Here is a 16,421-nt window from a genome sequence, read left to right on the forward strand (position 1 = left end):
GTTTCCGGGTGCCGCCTTTTTTAAAGGCGGCGTGGTTGTTGCCAATACAGGCATTACGCCGTAGCCACCTCATGCCCGATAAAGGCTCCCACAACTTCATTGACGGCCGTTGCACTTTCAAGCTGTGGCATGTGCCCGATGGCAGGCAGGAGGTGGCGGGTCACGCTGCCCGGCAGGCCATCAGCCTGCACGACTGGGAGGATTTCATCCGCCTGCCCCCAGATCAGGGTCACCGGTACATCCGCGCCCGCCAGCACGGGGCGCAGGTCATCGCCCTGCTTTCCACCGGGAAAACACGCTTCCGCCACCTGGCGCAGGGCAGCCTCAGCCCCATCCAGCCGCTTGTAGCGCAGCACGTCATCCGCCATGCGCCGCCCGATCAGTGATTTGTCATGCACGAGGTATTTCAGCACGTCCTGCAGGCCGCGCACGCGGTCGGCCTCGATGAAGCCGTTGATGAAATCCATGTTGATCTGCGGCCCCAGCCCGGCAGGGGCGATAAGGGTCAGTGACGCCACAAGCGCGGGCCGGGTGCGCGCCAGTGTCAGCGCAATGCCGCCACCCAGCGAATGGCCCATCACATGCACGCGCGAAAGATCGAGATGCGCCAGCAGTTGCGCCGTGACATCGGCAAAGAACGCCAGCGTGCCCGGCCCCACATCCTTTGACGAGCCACCGTGCCCCGGCAGGTCGAATGCAATGACGCGCCGCCCGTGCGCGAGGGCCGCGTGATTGAGCATCCAGTTCTTGAGGTCGCCACCAAAGCCATGAATGAGCACAAGCGGCGTGCCGTCGCCCGCCCCCCGGTCATGCACGCGCAGGCTGTGCGCGCCCACCTGCATCATCACCGGTTCATCGGCAGCCTCCGCCCCGTCAGGCTGATCGGATGCGGCGGCAAAATCGGCCTGGAAGCGGGTGATGAAGGCATCGATATCCGTATCCGCCACCGCCGCATCGGCCACAATGCCGATCAGCGCGCCCACGGGCAGCATCTCGCCATTGGCGGCCACATGGCGGCGCAACAGGCCTGCGACCGGACTTTCGAAGGTGTTGGTGATCTTGCTGGTCTCGATATCGACGAGTTCCTCGCCAGCCGTGACCTGCGTGCCGGGCTCGACCAGCCAGCCCGCAATCTTGCCCTCCGTCATGGCGAGGCCGAATTTGGGCATGGTGATGGGGGTGATGTCGGGGGTCATGTCACACTTTCTCCGTTACGCGGTGGTTCATGGTCGCGGTGACGGCGGCCTCGATCTTTTCAACGCTGGGCATGTACAGCGTTTCCAGCACGGTGGCGAAGGGCACCGGCGTGTGGGGCGGCACCACGCGGCGGATGGGCGCGCGCAGGCTGTCGAACGCCTCCTCCGCCACCAGGGCCGCAATATCGGTGGCCATGTTGCAGCGCGGGCTGGATTCATCAACAATGACCAGTCTGCCGGTATCGGCCACGCAGTCCAGTATGGTCTCGCTATCGAGCGGCGATGTGGTGCGCGGGTCGATGACCGTGCAGCCTATGCCCTTTTTGGCCAGCCGGTCGGCGGCCTCGTTGGCCATGCCCACCATGCGGCCAAAGGCCACGATGGTCACGTCATCGCCCTCGCGCGTCAGGTTGGCCTCGCCAAAGGGGATGGCGTAAGGCTCATCGGGCACGTCTTCCTCAACATCATACATCACCTTGTTTTCAAGGAAGATGACGGGATCATCATCGCGTATGGCTGAAATGAGCAGGCCCTTGGCCTCGTAGGGGGATGACGGGATAACCACCTTCAGCCCCGGAATATGCGTAAACAGCGGATACAGCGCCTGGCTGTGCTGGGCTGCGGCGTTGAAGCCCGCGCCGTACATCGCCCGGATGACCAGCGGCGTGCGCGCCTTGCCGCCAAACATGTAACGGAACTTGGCGGCCTGGTTCATGATCTGGTCAAGGCAGCAGCCGACGAAATCGACAAACATCAGTTCCGCCACCGGGCGCAGGCCGGTTACGGCGGCCCCTGCGGCAGCACCGATATAGGAGGCCTCGGTAATGGGGGTGTCGAGCACACGGGTCTCGCCAAACTCCTCATACAGTCCCTTGGTCACGCCAAGCACGCCGCCCCAGGCATCTTGCGTGCCAGCCGAGCCGCCACGGCCGCCCGCCACGTCCTCGCCCATCAGGATGACGGTGGGGTCACGGCGCATTTCCTGGCGCAGGGCCTCATTGATCGCCTGCCGGAAGCTTTTCTTGCTCATGGGTTGTCTCCTTCCTGCCGTGGGGTGGGGTCAGTAACGCACATACACATCAGCCAGCAGGTCGGCTGACTGGGGCAGCGGGTCATCCTTGGCCTGCATCACGGCGGCCTCGATCTCGTCGGTTACGGCCGCATCGACCTCATCGAGCACGCTGTCCTCGAACAGGCCCGCCTGCGTTACGCGCTCGCGGAACAGCTTGAGGCAGTCATGGTCACGCCGGGCCTCGGCCACTTCATTGGGCGCGCGATAGGTCATGGCATCGCCTTCAAAATGGCCATACCAGCGCTGCAGGTGCACATGCAGCATGACCGGCCCCTTGCCCGCGCGGGCATGGGCTATGGCCTCGCCCGCCGCCTCGTGCACGGCGAAGTAGTCCGAGCCATCACATTCGATATACGGCATGCCAAACCCTGCGGCGCGTGCCTTCTGGGTGCCCGCACAGGCGAAGGAGGCGGCCGTGGCCTCGCCATAACCATTGTCTTCCACCACGAACACGGCGGGAAGCTGCCAGACGGAGGCGAGGTTGAGGCTTTCAAGCGTGGTGCCTTCATTCGAGGCGCCATCGCCATAGAACGCCACCGCCACCCCGCCATCACGCAGGGTCTTGTGCGAGAGCGCGGCGCCACAGATCAGTGGCGGACCACCACCCACGATGCCATTTGCGCCCAGCATGCCGCAGGCCAGATCGGCAATATGCATCGACCCGCCCTTGCCCCGGCACACGCCGGTGCTGCGGCCATAGATCTCGGCCATCATGCCCGCCACTTCCACGCCCTTGGCAATGCAGTGGCCGTGGCCGCGATGGGTGCTGGCAATGGTGTCGTTATCGGTCAGGTTGGCGCACACGCCCACGGCGGAGGCTTCCTCGCCGCAATACAGATGCACGAAGCCTGGTATCTCGCCGGTTGCAAATTCGACATGCAGACGCTCTTCAAACATCCGGATGGTCCGCATCGCCCGATACGAGCGCAGCAGCGTTTCACGCGCTATTTGCATGGGTCTTTTCCCTGTTTCTTCCCTGGTCCCGTCGCGCATGCCATGCGGCATGCAACCGGGCTGGGGGCAGCACACACGCAAGCCCGCCCCATGCGCAAGCATGCAGCCCCGGTGCTTCACGCCCATGTGACGGCGGTGGTACGAAGTGTCGCGAAACCGCGCCATGTGGCCGCGTGTTTAGCCGCCACCCCTCCCCACATGGCAAAGAGACAGCATGCTGCATGGTTCCGGTTTTCCGCCCGCCTTCCCTGCACGGCCTGCCCTTTCCGCAATCGGAACAGGGCTTGAAGCCTCATGGCGGCGCTGCCGACATGACTACGCGCTCGACCCCGGCACGCCCGCATTGCCCGATGTGCTGTCCGGCACGGAACTGCGCCATGCCTGCCAGCACGCAGGCCGCATGCTGTATTTTGCGGGGCCGGAAATGGAGCGGCTACACCATGCGCTTGAACCCGTAGGCTATACCGCCCTGCTGGCTGATACGGATGGGGTGGTGCTGGCGCATAACGTGGCGGGCACGCTGCAACGTGGCTGCCGCCGGTGGAACCTGTGGCCCGGCGCCGTATGGCACGAGCGGCATGCAGGCACCAACGGCATTGGCACCTGCCTTGCCGAACAGCGCAGCATCAGCGTGCACCGCAATGAACACTGGCGCAGTTTCCTGCACGGGCTGACCGGCATTGCAACGCCGGTCTATGACGCGACGGGGCGCATGGCGGGCGCGCTCAATGCCAGTTCCTACCGCCCCTCGCCCGATGGCAGCCTTGGCGCGCTCATCGCCTCAGGCCTGCTGCAGGCCGCGCGCCAGATCGAGCAGGCTTTCTTCATGGACCTGTATCGTGGCCATACCATCATGCTGCTCGGGCCACCGCAGGGGGCATCGGCCTCCGTGCCCATGATGGCGCTCAACCGCGAGCGGCATGTGGTGGGTGCGACCCATGCCGCGCGCGTGCAGATGGGCCTGCCGCCTGCGGGCGATGTCAGCCTGTGCCTGATGGAGGAGACCGCGCAGCACTCGCCCCTGCGCGAGGCCCAGGCCATGGCCATCCGCACCACCCTTGCCAGCGCGGGGGGCAAGGTGGCCGTGGCGGCAAGGATGCTGGGTATCAGCCGCTCGACCCTGCACCGCAAGCTGCGCGCCCTTGATGGCACGCGGGCGACCATGCGGCCCTGAGCGGTCCTTCAGGTAATCCGTTCACACACGTTGAAATTCGGACCACCCGCCACCTGCCACAGTTCATACCACGGCTCGGCCTCGCGCAGGGTCAGCACCGCGCGCCGCATTTCCAGTGGCATGTAAAAATCATCCTCCGGCCAGGACTGGTGCCAGCCGCCCACAATGGCATCGACATTGTCCCGGAACAGATCGCCCCGTTCGGTATAGATATCATCATAGGCCCTGCCCAGGGGCGCAAGGGCGGCGCGCGTGTATTCATACCGCTGCAACCCGAGGGTTTTCAGCCATGCCGCCACTTTTTCGCTGCCATAAAGGCAGACTGCCGCAAGGGGCGGGAAAGACGTATCGGGTGTCGCATAAAGCGGCAGCCCGGTGCAGCCGAGTGCCGTGACCGGCTGCTGTGAGCGCAGCACGTTGTAGAACCGCTCATCCTCCACCTCGCTAAAGCCGATGCTGGCATAGCCCATGGGCATGCCCGTCTGCACGAGCAACTGGCTGTCGAGCGTCATGATATGCCGCCGCAGCGCCGGAGGGGTATAATCGGGGCGTTCGCCGCGCCAGTATCCGGCAATGTCGCCACGACCTTCCACACTGAGCGTAAAGCACGAGCGGCGCAGGCTTTCGCCTTCGGCCAGCAGGTCATCAAGTATCATCGGGTTAATGCTCCCATATCAGGCACGGTATCAGGCGACCACCTTGATACCATAGTCCACACCCCTGCGCCCTATGGTCCTGCACGCCCGATGCGGGCACGGACTCCTGACACGGCCCGCCACGCCACCATGGCCATCAGGGCCGCCGCATAGCTGACGCTGGTGGCGTTATAGGTCTTGAACGCCAGCAAAAAATGCACCGCAACCAGCACGGCCACACCATAGACCAGCCGGTGCAGCCTGCCCCAGCGCCGCCCCAGCCTGCGGATGGACCAGTTATTTGATGTAAATGCGAGGGGCAGCAGCAGCATAAAGGCCGCAAACCCCAGCATGAGAAAGGGCCTGCGCGTGATGTCATGCCACAGCACGGCCAGGTTGCCCTGCTGGTCGAGCGCCACGTAAACGCTCACATGCATCAGCGCATACCAGAAGGCCAGCAGCCCCAGCATGCGCCGGTAGCGCAGCAGGCTGATGCCGCTTACCACCCGCAACGGCGTGACCAGCAATGCCGCAAGCAGAAAACGCACCGCCCACAACCCCAGCCACAGCTCGAACACATTGACCGGGTCCGGTCCCAGCCTGTCATGCGCGCCATACCAGAAATAGAGCGCCGCAGGCAGCAGCCCCAGCGCCATCAGCACCATGGTCTCGCCGCGCCACGGCAGCAGCGTGCGGGTGCGCCCCGCCCCGGTCAGGCGCGGCATGCTAGTAAAAGCTGCGCAGGTTCATGGTGCCATACAGCCCGGCCACCTGCGCGCCATAGCCGTTGAACATGAGGGTTTTCTTACGCCCGCCGCCAAAAAATCCGCCCGCGCCGATCACCCGCTCCGAAGCCTGGCTCCAGCGCGGATGGTCCACATCGGGGTTGACGTTGGCGAAGAAGCCATACTCGGCAGGGTTCATCTGGTTCCATGTCGTGGGCGGCATCTTTTCCACCAGCCGGATGCGGGTGATGGACTTGATGCCCTTGAAGCCATACTTCCACGGCACGACCAGCCTGAGCGGCGCGCCGTTCTGGTTGGGCAGGGTCTCGCCATACAGGCCCACAGCCAGCAGGGTAAGCGGGTGCATGGCTTCATCAAGGCGCAGCCCTTCCACATACGGCCAGGCCAGGCTGTCGAGCCCGCCGGTCTGACCCGGCATCTCGGCGGGGCGCACGACCGATTCAAACGCCACGTAGCGGGCACTCCCCAAGGGTTCGGCCAGAGCAAGCAGGCTGGCCAGCGGAAAGCCATCCCACGGGATGACCATCGACCACGCCTCGACACAGCGCATGCGATACAGCCGCTCCTCAAGTGGCATGGCGGCGATCAGCGCATCAATGTCCCACACGCGCGGATGGGCCACCAGCCCTTCGACCGACACCGTCCATGGTCGCGGCCTGAACTGCCCGGACCGGGTTGAGGGATCGGTCTTGTCCAGCCCGAATTCATAGAAATTGTTGTAGTGGGTGACGTCTTGCAGCGGGGTTGGCGTTTCCGCCGCCTGAAAGGGGCCGGGCCGGGTATGCAGGGCGGCGGCAAAGGCGCGCGGCCCCGCACCTGCCGCCATGCCCAGCGTGGCCCCGGCCAGCAGCCTGCGCCGCGACAGCCAGACCCCGCGCGGCGTAATCTCGCTTGATGGCGGACGCGGATAAGACCATCGGGCCATGCGGACCTCTCCCCTTGCATGTGTGTGCAACACGCCAAACGCATCGCACCCTGCGCGGTATCCCACCTATCCGCAAGATGGCCTGCAGGACAGGGGTCTGGTCGGCCGCCTTCAGTCCTGATCCGGGCATGAACGGGGCGTTACGGGGCCTTTACGTTTTTCAAGGCAGGCCGGGCACAGGCAGGCGGCCCCGGCCTGCGTAGGCACGGGATGCACCGGCGGGTGCTTCTTGCACCAGCAATCGCCGTGCGGATCGCACCCGAACGGTGCCTGACAGATGGCGCAGTAAGCCAGTTTATCCCCCTTCCCCGCTACGCGGGTTCCGCATGCCGTGCCCTTCAATGCCGCAGCATGCCATAAACAGGGCGAGAGGGGCATATACGGCGGCAGAGCGAAACGACCCGATGCAACAGGCAATATCCGCCCATGGAGGATGGCACACCGCCTGCCTGCTATCGTTGGTCCTGATCGAGATGGAATTCCACCGGCACGCTCAGCACGATGGGGTCGCCCCTGACCTCAGCCGGGGGCAGCGGCAGGGGTTGCGCCCGCCCGAGCAGGGCGAGCGTTTCCGCATCAAGCAGCGCATGGCCTGCGCTGCGTTCAATGCGGGCCGAAAGGACATGGCCCTGCCGGTCCATTGCAAAATGCAGCAACGCAACCCCTTCCTGCCGCCCGGCCTGCGCCTGCGCGGGGTAGCGCTTGTAATGTTCCAGCCGTGCCAGCAGTGCAGCCTGCCAGGTGGGCAGCGCCTGCGTGGCATGGTCCGGATCAGCCCCCGGCGTGGGTGCGGCCTGCGCGGTAGCGGGTGGCGCTACAATGTGCTGCGGCTCTGTTGTGGCCGTGGCAGGGGGCCTGCGGTTATGTGGCGCATCCTTGACGGGAGGCGGGGGGCGTTTCCTTTTGGGCGGGATCTGGTGGTCTTCCTCCCGTGGCACGACAACGGGCGGGCTGGGCGCGGGCGACGGGGGCGCCGTGATCTCGGGTGGGGGCTGCGGCATGGGATCAGGTTGCGAGAGAACCTGCATGGGGCCGGGCGGCGCATCGGTCGGGGGCGCGGGAATGGCAACGGGTTCGGGGGCCAGGTCAATGGCAATGGCCGCAGGCGGGGCTTCAGGCACGGGCATGGCCGGCGGCCTGTGGCGCGTCACCCACCATGTCGCCCCTGCCAGGCCGCCCAGAACCACCAGCAGCGACGCGCCCCATACCAGCCTGTCGCGCTTGTCGGCATGCCGCAGGCTGGCGGCATGCCATGGCGCAAAGGAAGCTGCTGCATCATGAGATTGAAAAACGCGGGGCATCAGGGCGCCATGCTCCCCACATCCGCCTTTTGCAGATTGACCAGCGCAACCTTGAGGTAACCCGCCGCGCGCAGCCGGTCCATCACGCCCATCAGCGTGCCGTAATCCACGGTTTTATCCGCCCGCAGGAAAATGCGCGCGTCACGATTGCCCTGCGTTGCGGCGGCAAGGGCATCGGGCAGGCTGTCTTCTGTCACGTCAGCCTCGCCAAGCGCCAGCCCGTGATCGGCCTTTACTGTGAGGAAGACCGGGGCATCGGGACGCGGCGCAGGCTTTTCGGTCGAGGAAGGCAGGTCAACAGGCACATTGACGGTGGTGAGCGGTGCCGTAACCATGAAGATCACGAGCAGCACCAGCATCACGTCAATAAAAGGCGTGACATTGATGTCATGCGCTTCATGCGCACTGTCATCACCGTGGCGGATACGATGCATTGCCATCACCCGCGCCCCTATTCCGCCGCCGCGCGGGCAGCATGCAGCGTGTAGCCACGCAGCACGGCATCGCCCTGCGCAGCCCGCCCCAGATCGCGCGAGACCAGGCGCATGACCAACGCGGTGAGATCGGCCACCTGCGCCCGGCACCCTGCCGACTGGCGCATGATGTGGTTATAGATCACCACCGCCGGTATGGCGGCGACAAGGCCGAGCGCGGTTGCCAGCAGGGCCTCGGCAATGCCCGGCGCCACGACGGCAAGGCTCGTGGCCCGGCTGGCCGCAATGCCGGTAAAGGCGGTCATGATACCCCACACCGTACCAAACAGCCCGATAAAGGGGGCAGTCGCGCCAATGGTGGCCAGCAGGCCGGTGCCGCGCATGAACCGCCGCCCCTCAGCCGCCTCCAGCCGTTCAAGATGCAGTACGATCCGTTCCTTCACCCCCTCCGCATCGCCCGCGATATCATGCGACTGCCTGCGCTCGGCCTGCACCGCCGCGAGCAGGGTGCGGGCGATGCGGCAGGCGGGCGCGCCATCAGCGCCATCCGCCACCGATGCGCATTCATCGAGCGCGGCGGCGGCATTGTGCATCTGCCTGCGCGCCAGCAGGAGTTCGACGGTCTTGGCAATCAGGATGGTCCATGTAACGAGGCTGCATGCGACGAGCACGAGCATGACGCCGCGCACCACGGGCCCCGCATTCACGAACATCTCCCACGCTGAGAACGACATGGGCGCGGAAAGGACTGGTGGCATGAATAAATCCCGGATTTTTACGCTGTGAATACAATAACGGCATGTATGCCTGCCGGTCAGGAAGCACGATTATTCCTGACACGACGGAACAGCACGCCTGCGCCCGCAGGGGCATGCCGCACCAGCAGATGGCAAATTCCGGCATTTTATGCAAGTGATAATCAATATCAAATTAGTGATGCCATAGCGCAAGCCCCCGTCGCGCCACAGCCCTGATCGCCACATTTCTTTGATAAAACAGGTCTCTTTACGCTGCCTGGCACCCGCATCGTTACATGATTACATATTATTTCATGAATTTTTCGTTCTTATTCTTGATTTGATCATGTTGCCCGCAGGCAACACTTAGCTTTGTTCTTTGTTATAATAATGATAATCATTTGCGTTATGCGTTGCGAGCGATTATCAACAACTCGTTTCCGCCATCATAATCAGACAACACACCCACCATGAGGGTGCAGCAGGAGTGGTGAATTGAGCCAGCCAGAACTCTCCCCCACCAGGGCACAGGGGCACGGTCTTCGCGTGGCCGTGGCACTGGGCATGTCGGTCGGCCTTGGCGCGGGCGCGGATGAAGCCCATGCCGATGCCCCGCCCGAACCGACCGATACAGCCGACAGCACCATCAAGCTTTCCGCCGTGCGCGTGGGCGGTACGGCACAAGATGCAGATGCGGGCATTGCAGCGGGCAACACCAATAGCGAGACCCTGCATATCGCGCGCATGCCCGCCAGCGTGCGCGATACGCCACAGACCATTACCGTTGTGCCGCAGGAACTGATAAAGCAGCAGCGCGCCTTCACGCTCGACCAGGCGCTGGCCAACGTGCCGGGCATCACCCTTTCCACCGGCGAGGGTGCGGGCGGACTGAATGGCGACCAGTTCCGCATTCGCGGGCTGCAGGCGCGCCAGGACATCTATACTGATGGCCTGCGTGATTTTGGCACCTATACGCGCGATACCTTCAACACCGAGAGCGTCGAGGTCATCAAAGGCCCATCGGGCGAATATTTTGGCGCAGGCAATGTGGGCGGTGTCATCAACCAGAGCCAGAAGCACGCCCATGCGGGCAACAGCTACAGCTATGACCAGACCTTTGGCAGCGGGCCGCTGTTTCGGGGCGTGGGCGACATCAACTATCAGATCAACGAGGACATGGCCATTCGCATCAATGGCATGTTCAACAAACAGGATGTGGTTGACCGCGACAACGTGACCTCGAACCGTTACGGCGCCGCGGTCGATTTTGGCGTGGGCCTGCGCAGCAAAACGTCATGGCACCTGACATGGCAGTGGCTGAACAGTAACAGCAAGCCTGATTACGGCGTGAGCATGATCGATGTCGGCGGCATCTATCGCCCCATTACCGATTATGGCGTGGCCCGCAACACCAGCTACACGCGCAGTTTCGACTTTGACCGCTCCAATATCCATACCCTCACCTCCGCGCTCAAATCAGACATCACGCGCTGGTTCACGCTCACCAATGACACGCGGCTGAGCCTGTACGAGCGCGACTATACCGCCACCACGCCTGCCGCGTGCTCGGGGGCGTGTGCCGCGGCCATCCTGTCAGGTGGCAATTACGCCCTGCCCTATGGCGCGGGCGGCGGGGCGGCCTACCGGCAGCAGGGCTGGGGGGTGCAGAATGTCATCATGGGCCGCGCGCGCTTCAATACCGGTTTTGTGCATCATGACCTCAAGGCGGGTGTGGACATCAACTACGCCAGTGACTCGCGCTGGCCGGGCAGCTTCACCAACCGCACCAACAACCAGACCATCCGCAACCCGCAATATGCCTATCCGGGCACGTCGCTCAGCTTTCCCGCCACGGGCTACGGCAATGCCAATGCGCGTGACCTCGGGCTGTTCGTGGCCGACCGCATACAGTTGACCCGGCAGCTTTCGCTGTTCGGCACCGCGCGGTGGGATTCGTTCAGCAGCACGTATTACCAGCAGTCAACCGCAAGCAATGGTCGCGCCGAGCAGAAATCCGACCGCTGGAGCCCTTCGGGCAGCATCATGTATTCACCGCTGAAGGATACATCATTCTACTTCACCTTCTCGCGCTCGTACAAGCCCGTGGGCACGGATGTCTCCTCGCTGGTCACGGTCAAGCCGCAGGCGGGCGACGTGGCGCAGAAAGGCGTCAACCTCTCGCCCCAGCGCAGCGACCTGTTCGAGTTTGGCAACAAGTCCGACTTCTTTCACAAGCGGCTGGGCACCACGGTTGCCTTCTTCCAGATCAGCGAGAACAATTCGCGCTATTATGACGTGAATGGCGACATGGAAACCGGCTTTGCCGATTCCGGCAGTGGCCGCCGCATCCGTGGCGTGGAACTGAGTGCAAACGGCAAGATCACGCGCGACTGGCAGGTCTTCGCCTCCTATTCCTACATGGACGGGCGCGTGACCCACAGCAACACCGGCGATAACGGCAAGGTCGCGCCACAGGTGCCGCACAACAATATGTCGGTGTGGAGTTCGTATGACCTCTCGCGCCTGCTGCTGCGCCCACAGTGGGGTGACCTCAAGATTGGCGGTGGCGCACAGTATTCATCAGGCTACTGGGCCGGGCCGGACACGACCAATACAGCCCGCATGCCCTACACCTTCAACCTCAACGGCATGGTTTCATGGGATTACAGGCACTACCATGTCTCGTTCAACGCCAACAACATCACCAACCGGCTCAACTATGCCTCCTCGTTCTCCGGCTCGCGGGCCGTGCCTTCGCCGGGGCGTTACTTCCTTGGCAGCATCGGCGTATCATTTTGATACTTATACATTCAGAAATTCCTGACATATACTGTCGAGAACCAGAGAATACCGTGTGAAATGAACAAAAGCGGAGAGGCCGCCCCCAACAGCGGCCCCATGCCCCACCCCGGCGTGGTGGAGACGCAGCTCATGCTGGGGCAGATCCATCTTGATCACGGGCGCATGGAGGACGCCTTTCTCATGTTCGAGGCCGCCGCACGCAGCAGCGACCCACGTGCAGTGAACATGCTTGGCCGCGCTTACGAGCGCGGCTGGGGCACCACGCGCGACCCGGCCACCGCGGCCCTCCTTTACACCCATGCGGCGGATCACGGGTATGGCTGGGCATTGTTCAACCTGGCCGACCTGTATCTGGCAGGCCGGGGCGTGCAGGCCGATCCGTGCCGTGCCCATGTCCTGTATGTCGCCGCAGCCCGGGCGGGCGTTGCCAAGGCGCTGAACATGCTTGGCGTCATGGCAGAGCAGCGCATGGTGCCAACGGTACTGCCCGCAAGCGCGCCCGTGTTCTTTCATGCCGCAGCCATGGCAGGCGACTGCTGGGGCTGCGTCAATCTGGCACGGCTGCATCTGGCAGCGGACCAGACGGCGCATGCCATACCGTGGCTGCGCAAGGCGCTGGAACACGGCTTTGAAGATGTATTTGCGGCCATTGCCACGCTGCTGGCCACAAGGCCGGAACCCCTGCTGCGCGCTGTAGCGCGTGAGGCAACAGGGCGGATGATGCCCCGCGCCGATGACACGTAATGGGGGCGTTGCCGTAAGTGCCGGATATTTTTCCCACAACACGATCGCATGACACATGAAACTGATGATAAAGAAATACGCCACGCCCCTTATTACCGGCCTGTTCCTGGTCTCGGCCATTTCCGGCACGGCCCTGTTCTTTCACTGGATGCCGGGCATGTTCCACTCCATGCATGTCTGGCTGAGCATGGTGCTGCTGCTGCCTTTCGTGCTGCATATGTGGCGCAACTGGGCACAGTTCCTGCTTTATTTCCGCACGCCCTCCATGCTGGTGGCCTGCGGGCTGTCGCTGGCAGCAGCCATTGGCTTCGTGCTCACCACCGGGCATGCGGGCGGCAACCCGGCACGCCAGCTTTTTCCGCTGCTGACCCATGCGCCGCTGAACACGCTGGCTCCCGTGCTGCACATTGCACCCGACGCGCTGGCCGAACGCCTGAGCCGTGAGGGCTGCACGGTCCATTCCACTGACGAGACTCTGGAACAGGTCGCAACGGATTGCGGCCAGAAATCAAACGACCTCCTGCTGCGCCTGCTGCCGCATCATGGCGATCATGGCGATCATCGGCATTGAGCACAATGATCCGGTCAACAGGAAATTCCTCATGCTGATCCATATTCCCGGCGTGCTCAGCCGCCATGATGTCGCCCATTGCCGCGCGGTGCTGGGCCGCTCGCAATGGGTTGACGGGCGGGTGACGGCGGGCGAGCAGTCCGCCAAGGCCAAGTTCAACCTCCAGATCCCACATGACAGCCCCGAAGGGCGTGACCTCGCCGACCTGGTGCTGCAGCGCCTGGGGTGCAATGCCATCTTCAACAGCGCGGCCCTGCCGCTGCGCGTGTTCCCGCCCCTGTTCAACCGCTATGACGCGGGCATGTGCTTTCACACCCATATCGACAACGCCATCCGCCCCCTGCCCGGCACGGGCCACCGGCTGCGCACCGATGTATCCTCCACCCTGTTCCTCAGCGAACTTGAGGAATATGACGGCGGCGAACTGATGATACAGGACACCTATGGCACGCAGAAGGTGCGCTTCCCCGCAGGCGACATGGTGCTCTACCCCGCCACCAGCCTGCACAGCGTCACCCCCGTTACGCGCGGGAGCCGCTGGGCGTCGTTTTTCTGGTCCCAGTCCATGGTGCGCAATGACGTGCAGCGCACCTTGCTCTACCAGTTTGACCAGTCGATCATCGAAACCCGCCGCACCCTGCCCGACAGCCACCCCGCCGTGCTGGGCCTGACCGCCACCTACCACAACCTGCTGCGCCAGTGGGCTGAACTGTAGCCGCCCGCCCCACCGGCACGCATGGCCCGCATGCCGGTGGGGCGGATATTTCATTCATTCACCTGCCAGAATGTCAGGCACGCGCCATCTTCGGGCCATATGCCTTTTTCCGAGATTTCAAATTCAAACCGCCTGCCCGGATAACATTCCGACAGGGCGAAGCGCCAGTAGCGCTCGATCTGCCGTGCAAAAGCGAGCTTCAGGTCCATATATTTACGCCATCCTTCCTCTGCCGTTTCAGTAACACAATCGCTCACTTCCTCGCCGACCAGAAAAAAATCTTCTATGCAGAACAGATTATAATAACGCTCTCTTTCCTTTACAGTGGCATCTGTAAACTTCTGCCTGCCCTCGCTGTAGTCGATTGATTCTACGTTTTCCCACATGATGCAGCCGTCAACTTCAAGGAATTTCGGGCTCAGGATTCCCATCACACCAAGCGTTTTGTCCACACTCACGTGATTGCTGACATACAGAAAAAAATCATCGAATGGAAAAGGCTTGGCGAACAGCTCCATTATTTTGCCGTCCATCCGATTATTTAATTGTTTCATTTTCAACACCTAATAAATTTAAAATAAAAACCATTTTGCCATACAGCAGGCGATCGACCTGCTTTGGTGACAGGCACCGGCGGCACGGCTGGATACACCGATATATTCATTATAAACATGCGCCGGATGCCGCATAGAGGAACGCTACCCAATGAACACCACCAACGTTTTCCACCCCACAAGGCGCTGAGGTGATGGAACCGGACCGGAGCATGCGGGGGCGGCTGCGCGATATTGTGGCCGGGCTTTCCCTGGCATCAATGAACATCCCGCAGGTGCTGGGCTATACCCGCATTGCCCAGATGCCTGCGGTAACCGGCCTTTACACGGTGCTGCTCCCGCTGGTTGCCTTTGCGGGGTTCGGGGCCTCGCGCCATCTGGTTGTGGCGGCCGATTCCGCCACGGCGGCAATTTTCTCCAGTGCACTCGGGCGCATGGCCGTGCCGGGCAGCGCGCATTACATGGCGCTGGTCAGCACGGTGGCCCTGCTCAGCGCGGGGTTTTTGCTCGTTGCGCGGCTGTTCCGCCTTGGCTTTCTGGCCGATTTCCTCTCCCGCACCGTGCTGGTGGGGTTCATGGCCGGTGTGGGCGTGCAGGTAGCACTCGCCATGACACGCGACATGCTGGGCATAAACGTCACCGCCCATAACACCGTGCTGCAACTGTTCCAGACAGTGCAGCGCCTGCCACGGCTCAACGGGCCGACACTGTTCCTGTCAGCAGGCATTGTGGCGATCATCATGGCAGGCGAGCGGCTGGCCCCGCGCCTGCCGCTGCCCCTACTCACGGTGGTGGGGTCGATCATGGCCAGCATGATGTTCGATCTGGCCGGGCATGGCATCGCCATCATCGGCCCGATTGAAAGCGGCCTGCCACGCCTGCGCCTGCCCGATATTTCGTGGAATGAAATGCTGGCCCTGCTGCCGGTCACCACATCATGCGTATTTGTCATCATTGCACAGAGTGCCGCGACCTCGCGCGCCTTTGCCCAGCGCTTTCATGACCCTATCAATGACAATGCCGATATTCTCGGCCTTGCCGCAGCCAATGCCGCCGCCGGGCTGAGTGGCACCTTCAGTGTCAATGGCAGCCCGACCCAGACCGCCATGGCCGTGCAGGCGGGGGCCCGCACGCAGCTTGCGCAACTGATCTTTGCTGGCGTGACCATGATCGTGCTGCTGTTCCTGACCGGCCCGCTCCAATACCTGCCGCGCTGCGTCCTGGCCTCGATTGTCTTTACGGTCGCCCTCGGCATGATCGACAGGCGCGCGATGCTGGCCATCTACCGTGAAAGTCCGGGCGAGTGCGGGCTGGCCCTTGCCACGGCGGCCGCCGTGATCAGCATCGGCGTGGAACAGGGCATCTTCCTGGCCATTGCGCTCTCGCTGTTCCGCCATGTGCGGCACAGTTACGAGCCCCATACCATGCTGCTGTGCTACGACATGCACTCCGGGCTGCTCGAACCGCAACCCGTCTCGACAGGAGCGCAGACCGCGCCCGGCATCGTGCTCTACCGGTTCTGCGCGGACCTGTTCTATGCCAACTCGATGCGCTTTGTCAGCGACATCCGCTCCCTCGTTGCCCCTGCCCGCGCGCAGCCTGACTGTATCGTGGTGGATGCCAGCGCCATTACCGATATCGACTTTTCCGCCGCGAGTGACCTGCGCGACCTGTTTACCGATCTCAGACAGCAGGGGGTCAGGATCATATTCGGGCGGGTCACGCCCTATCTGCGCGCTGACATGGACCGCCATCGCATCACGCCCGTTATCGGGGCAGAGAACCTTTATGCGCAGTTGCATACGGCCATGGCGGCGGCACAGCATATCGTGAACAAGCACGCGCCCGCCTGAACACCGCG

General features: G+C 63.1%; 16 protein-coding genes. 6 read left to right on the forward strand and 10 right to left on the reverse strand.

Translation table 11 applies throughout. The features are described 5' to 3' along the window. Positions 1-53: 53 nt before the first annotated feature. From QEG70_RS10965 to QEG70_RS10975, 3 genes are read right to left on the reverse strand one after another with little or no spacing between them, the layout of a single operon-like run. Positions 54-1,196 (reverse strand): acetoin dehydrogenase dihydrolipoyllysine-residue acetyltransferase subunit, encoded by a 1,143-nt coding sequence (locus QEG70_RS10965; RefSeq protein WP_308720692.1) that lies wholly within the window; start codon positions 1,194-1,196, stop codon positions 54-56. A gap of 1 nt (position 1,197) precedes the next feature. After that, positions 1,198-2,226: an alpha-ketoacid dehydrogenase subunit beta gene (locus QEG70_RS10970; protein WP_308720693.1), complete on the reverse strand. Its 1,029-nt coding sequence runs from the start codon at positions 2,224-2,226 to the stop codon at positions 1,198-1,200. A gap of 30 nt (positions 2,227-2,256) precedes the next feature. Beyond that, the gene (locus QEG70_RS10975; protein WP_308720694.1) at positions 2,257-3,222 is read right to left on the reverse strand and encodes a thiamine pyrophosphate-dependent dehydrogenase E1 component subunit alpha; all 966 of its coding nucleotides are present in this window, start codon (positions 3,220-3,222) and stop codon (positions 2,257-2,259) included. A gap of 214 nt (positions 3,223-3,436) precedes the next feature. Between QEG70_RS10975 and QEG70_RS10980 the strand changes: the two genes are divergently transcribed. Further along, positions 3,437-4,396 carry a helix-turn-helix domain-containing protein gene (locus tag QEG70_RS10980; protein WP_308720695.1) on the forward strand — a complete coding sequence of 320 codons (960 nt, stop codon included), beginning with the start codon at positions 3,437-3,439 and terminating at the stop codon, positions 4,394-4,396. Between the two features lie 8 nt (positions 4,397-4,404). Here the strand turns inward: QEG70_RS10980 and QEG70_RS10985 are convergent, their stop codons facing one another. The 6 genes from QEG70_RS10985 to exbB form a co-directional block, all read right to left on the reverse strand. Beyond that, positions 4,405-5,052: a hypothetical protein gene (locus QEG70_RS10985; RefSeq protein WP_308720696.1), complete on the reverse strand. Its 648-nt coding sequence runs from the start codon at positions 5,050-5,052 to the stop codon at positions 4,405-4,407. A gap of 71 nt (positions 5,053-5,123) precedes the next feature. Next, entirely contained in the window at positions 5,124-5,756 is a 633-nt protein-coding gene (msrQ, locus tag QEG70_RS10990) for a protein-methionine-sulfoxide reductase heme-binding subunit MsrQ (protein WP_308720697.1), read from the reverse strand. Position 5,757: 1 nt separating this feature from the next. Further along, positions 5,758-6,702, reverse strand: coding sequence for a protein-methionine-sulfoxide reductase catalytic subunit MsrP (msrP, locus tag QEG70_RS10995; RefSeq protein ID WP_308720698.1), 945 nt, complete (start codon positions 6,700-6,702; stop codon positions 5,758-5,760). Between the two features lie 452 nt (positions 6,703-7,154). Then, positions 7,155-8,003, reverse strand: a complete 849-nt coding sequence (locus QEG70_RS11000; protein ID WP_308720699.1) for an energy transducer TonB family protein — start codon at positions 8,001-8,003, stop codon at positions 7,155-7,157. Continuing rightward, positions 8,003-8,437 (reverse strand): TonB system transport protein ExbD, encoded by a 435-nt coding sequence (exbD, locus tag QEG70_RS11005; RefSeq protein ID WP_308720855.1) that lies wholly within the window; start codon positions 8,435-8,437, stop codon positions 8,003-8,005. The genes QEG70_RS11000 and exbD overlap by 1 nt, the downstream gene beginning before the upstream one ends. A gap of 17 nt (positions 8,438-8,454) precedes the next feature. Then, positions 8,455-9,195, reverse strand: a complete 741-nt coding sequence (exbB, locus tag QEG70_RS11010; RefSeq protein ID WP_308720700.1) for a tonB-system energizer ExbB — start codon at positions 9,193-9,195, stop codon at positions 8,455-8,457. Between the two features lie 474 nt (positions 9,196-9,669). Between exbB and QEG70_RS11015 the strand changes: the two genes are divergently transcribed. The 4 genes from QEG70_RS11015 to QEG70_RS11030 are packed head-to-tail and all read left to right on the forward strand — an operon-like array spanning position 9,670 to position 14,006. Then, positions 9,670-11,973: a TonB-dependent receptor gene (locus tag QEG70_RS11015; RefSeq protein ID WP_308720701.1), complete on the forward strand. Its 2,304-nt coding sequence runs from the start codon at positions 9,670-9,672 to the stop codon at positions 11,971-11,973. Positions 11,974-12,033: 60 nt separating this feature from the next. Beyond that, positions 12,034-12,720: a tetratricopeptide repeat protein gene (locus QEG70_RS11020; RefSeq protein WP_308720702.1), complete on the forward strand. Its 687-nt coding sequence runs from the start codon at positions 12,034-12,036 to the stop codon at positions 12,718-12,720. Between the two features lie 55 nt (positions 12,721-12,775). Next, positions 12,776-13,291, forward strand: a complete 516-nt coding sequence (locus QEG70_RS11025; protein ID WP_308720703.1) for a hypothetical protein — start codon at positions 12,776-12,778, stop codon at positions 13,289-13,291. 31 nt (positions 13,292-13,322) lie between these two features. Beyond that, positions 13,323-14,006, forward strand: coding sequence for a Fe2+-dependent dioxygenase (locus QEG70_RS11030; protein WP_308720856.1), 684 nt, complete (start codon positions 13,323-13,325; stop codon positions 14,004-14,006). Positions 14,007-14,056: 50 nt separating this feature from the next. On the opposite strand, the gene QEG70_RS11035 is transcribed toward QEG70_RS11030, so the two are convergent. Beyond that, positions 14,057-14,524 carry a hypothetical protein gene (locus tag QEG70_RS11035; protein WP_308720704.1) on the reverse strand — a complete coding sequence of 156 codons (468 nt, stop codon included), beginning with the start codon at positions 14,522-14,524 and terminating at the stop codon, positions 14,057-14,059. 230 nt (positions 14,525-14,754) lie between these two features. Here QEG70_RS11035 and QEG70_RS11040 point away from each other — a divergent pair, with 230 nt between their 5' ends. After that, positions 14,755-16,413, forward strand: a complete 1,659-nt coding sequence (locus tag QEG70_RS11040) for a SulP family inorganic anion transporter (RefSeq protein ID WP_308720705.1) — start codon at positions 14,755-14,757, stop codon at positions 16,411-16,413. The last annotated feature ends 8 nt before the right edge of the window (positions 16,414-16,421 follow it).

This window comes from Komagataeibacter xylinus (assembly GCF_031081985.1).
GTDB classification, from domain to species: domain Bacteria; phylum Pseudomonadota; class Alphaproteobacteria; order Acetobacterales; family Acetobacteraceae; genus Komagataeibacter; species Komagataeibacter xylinus_E.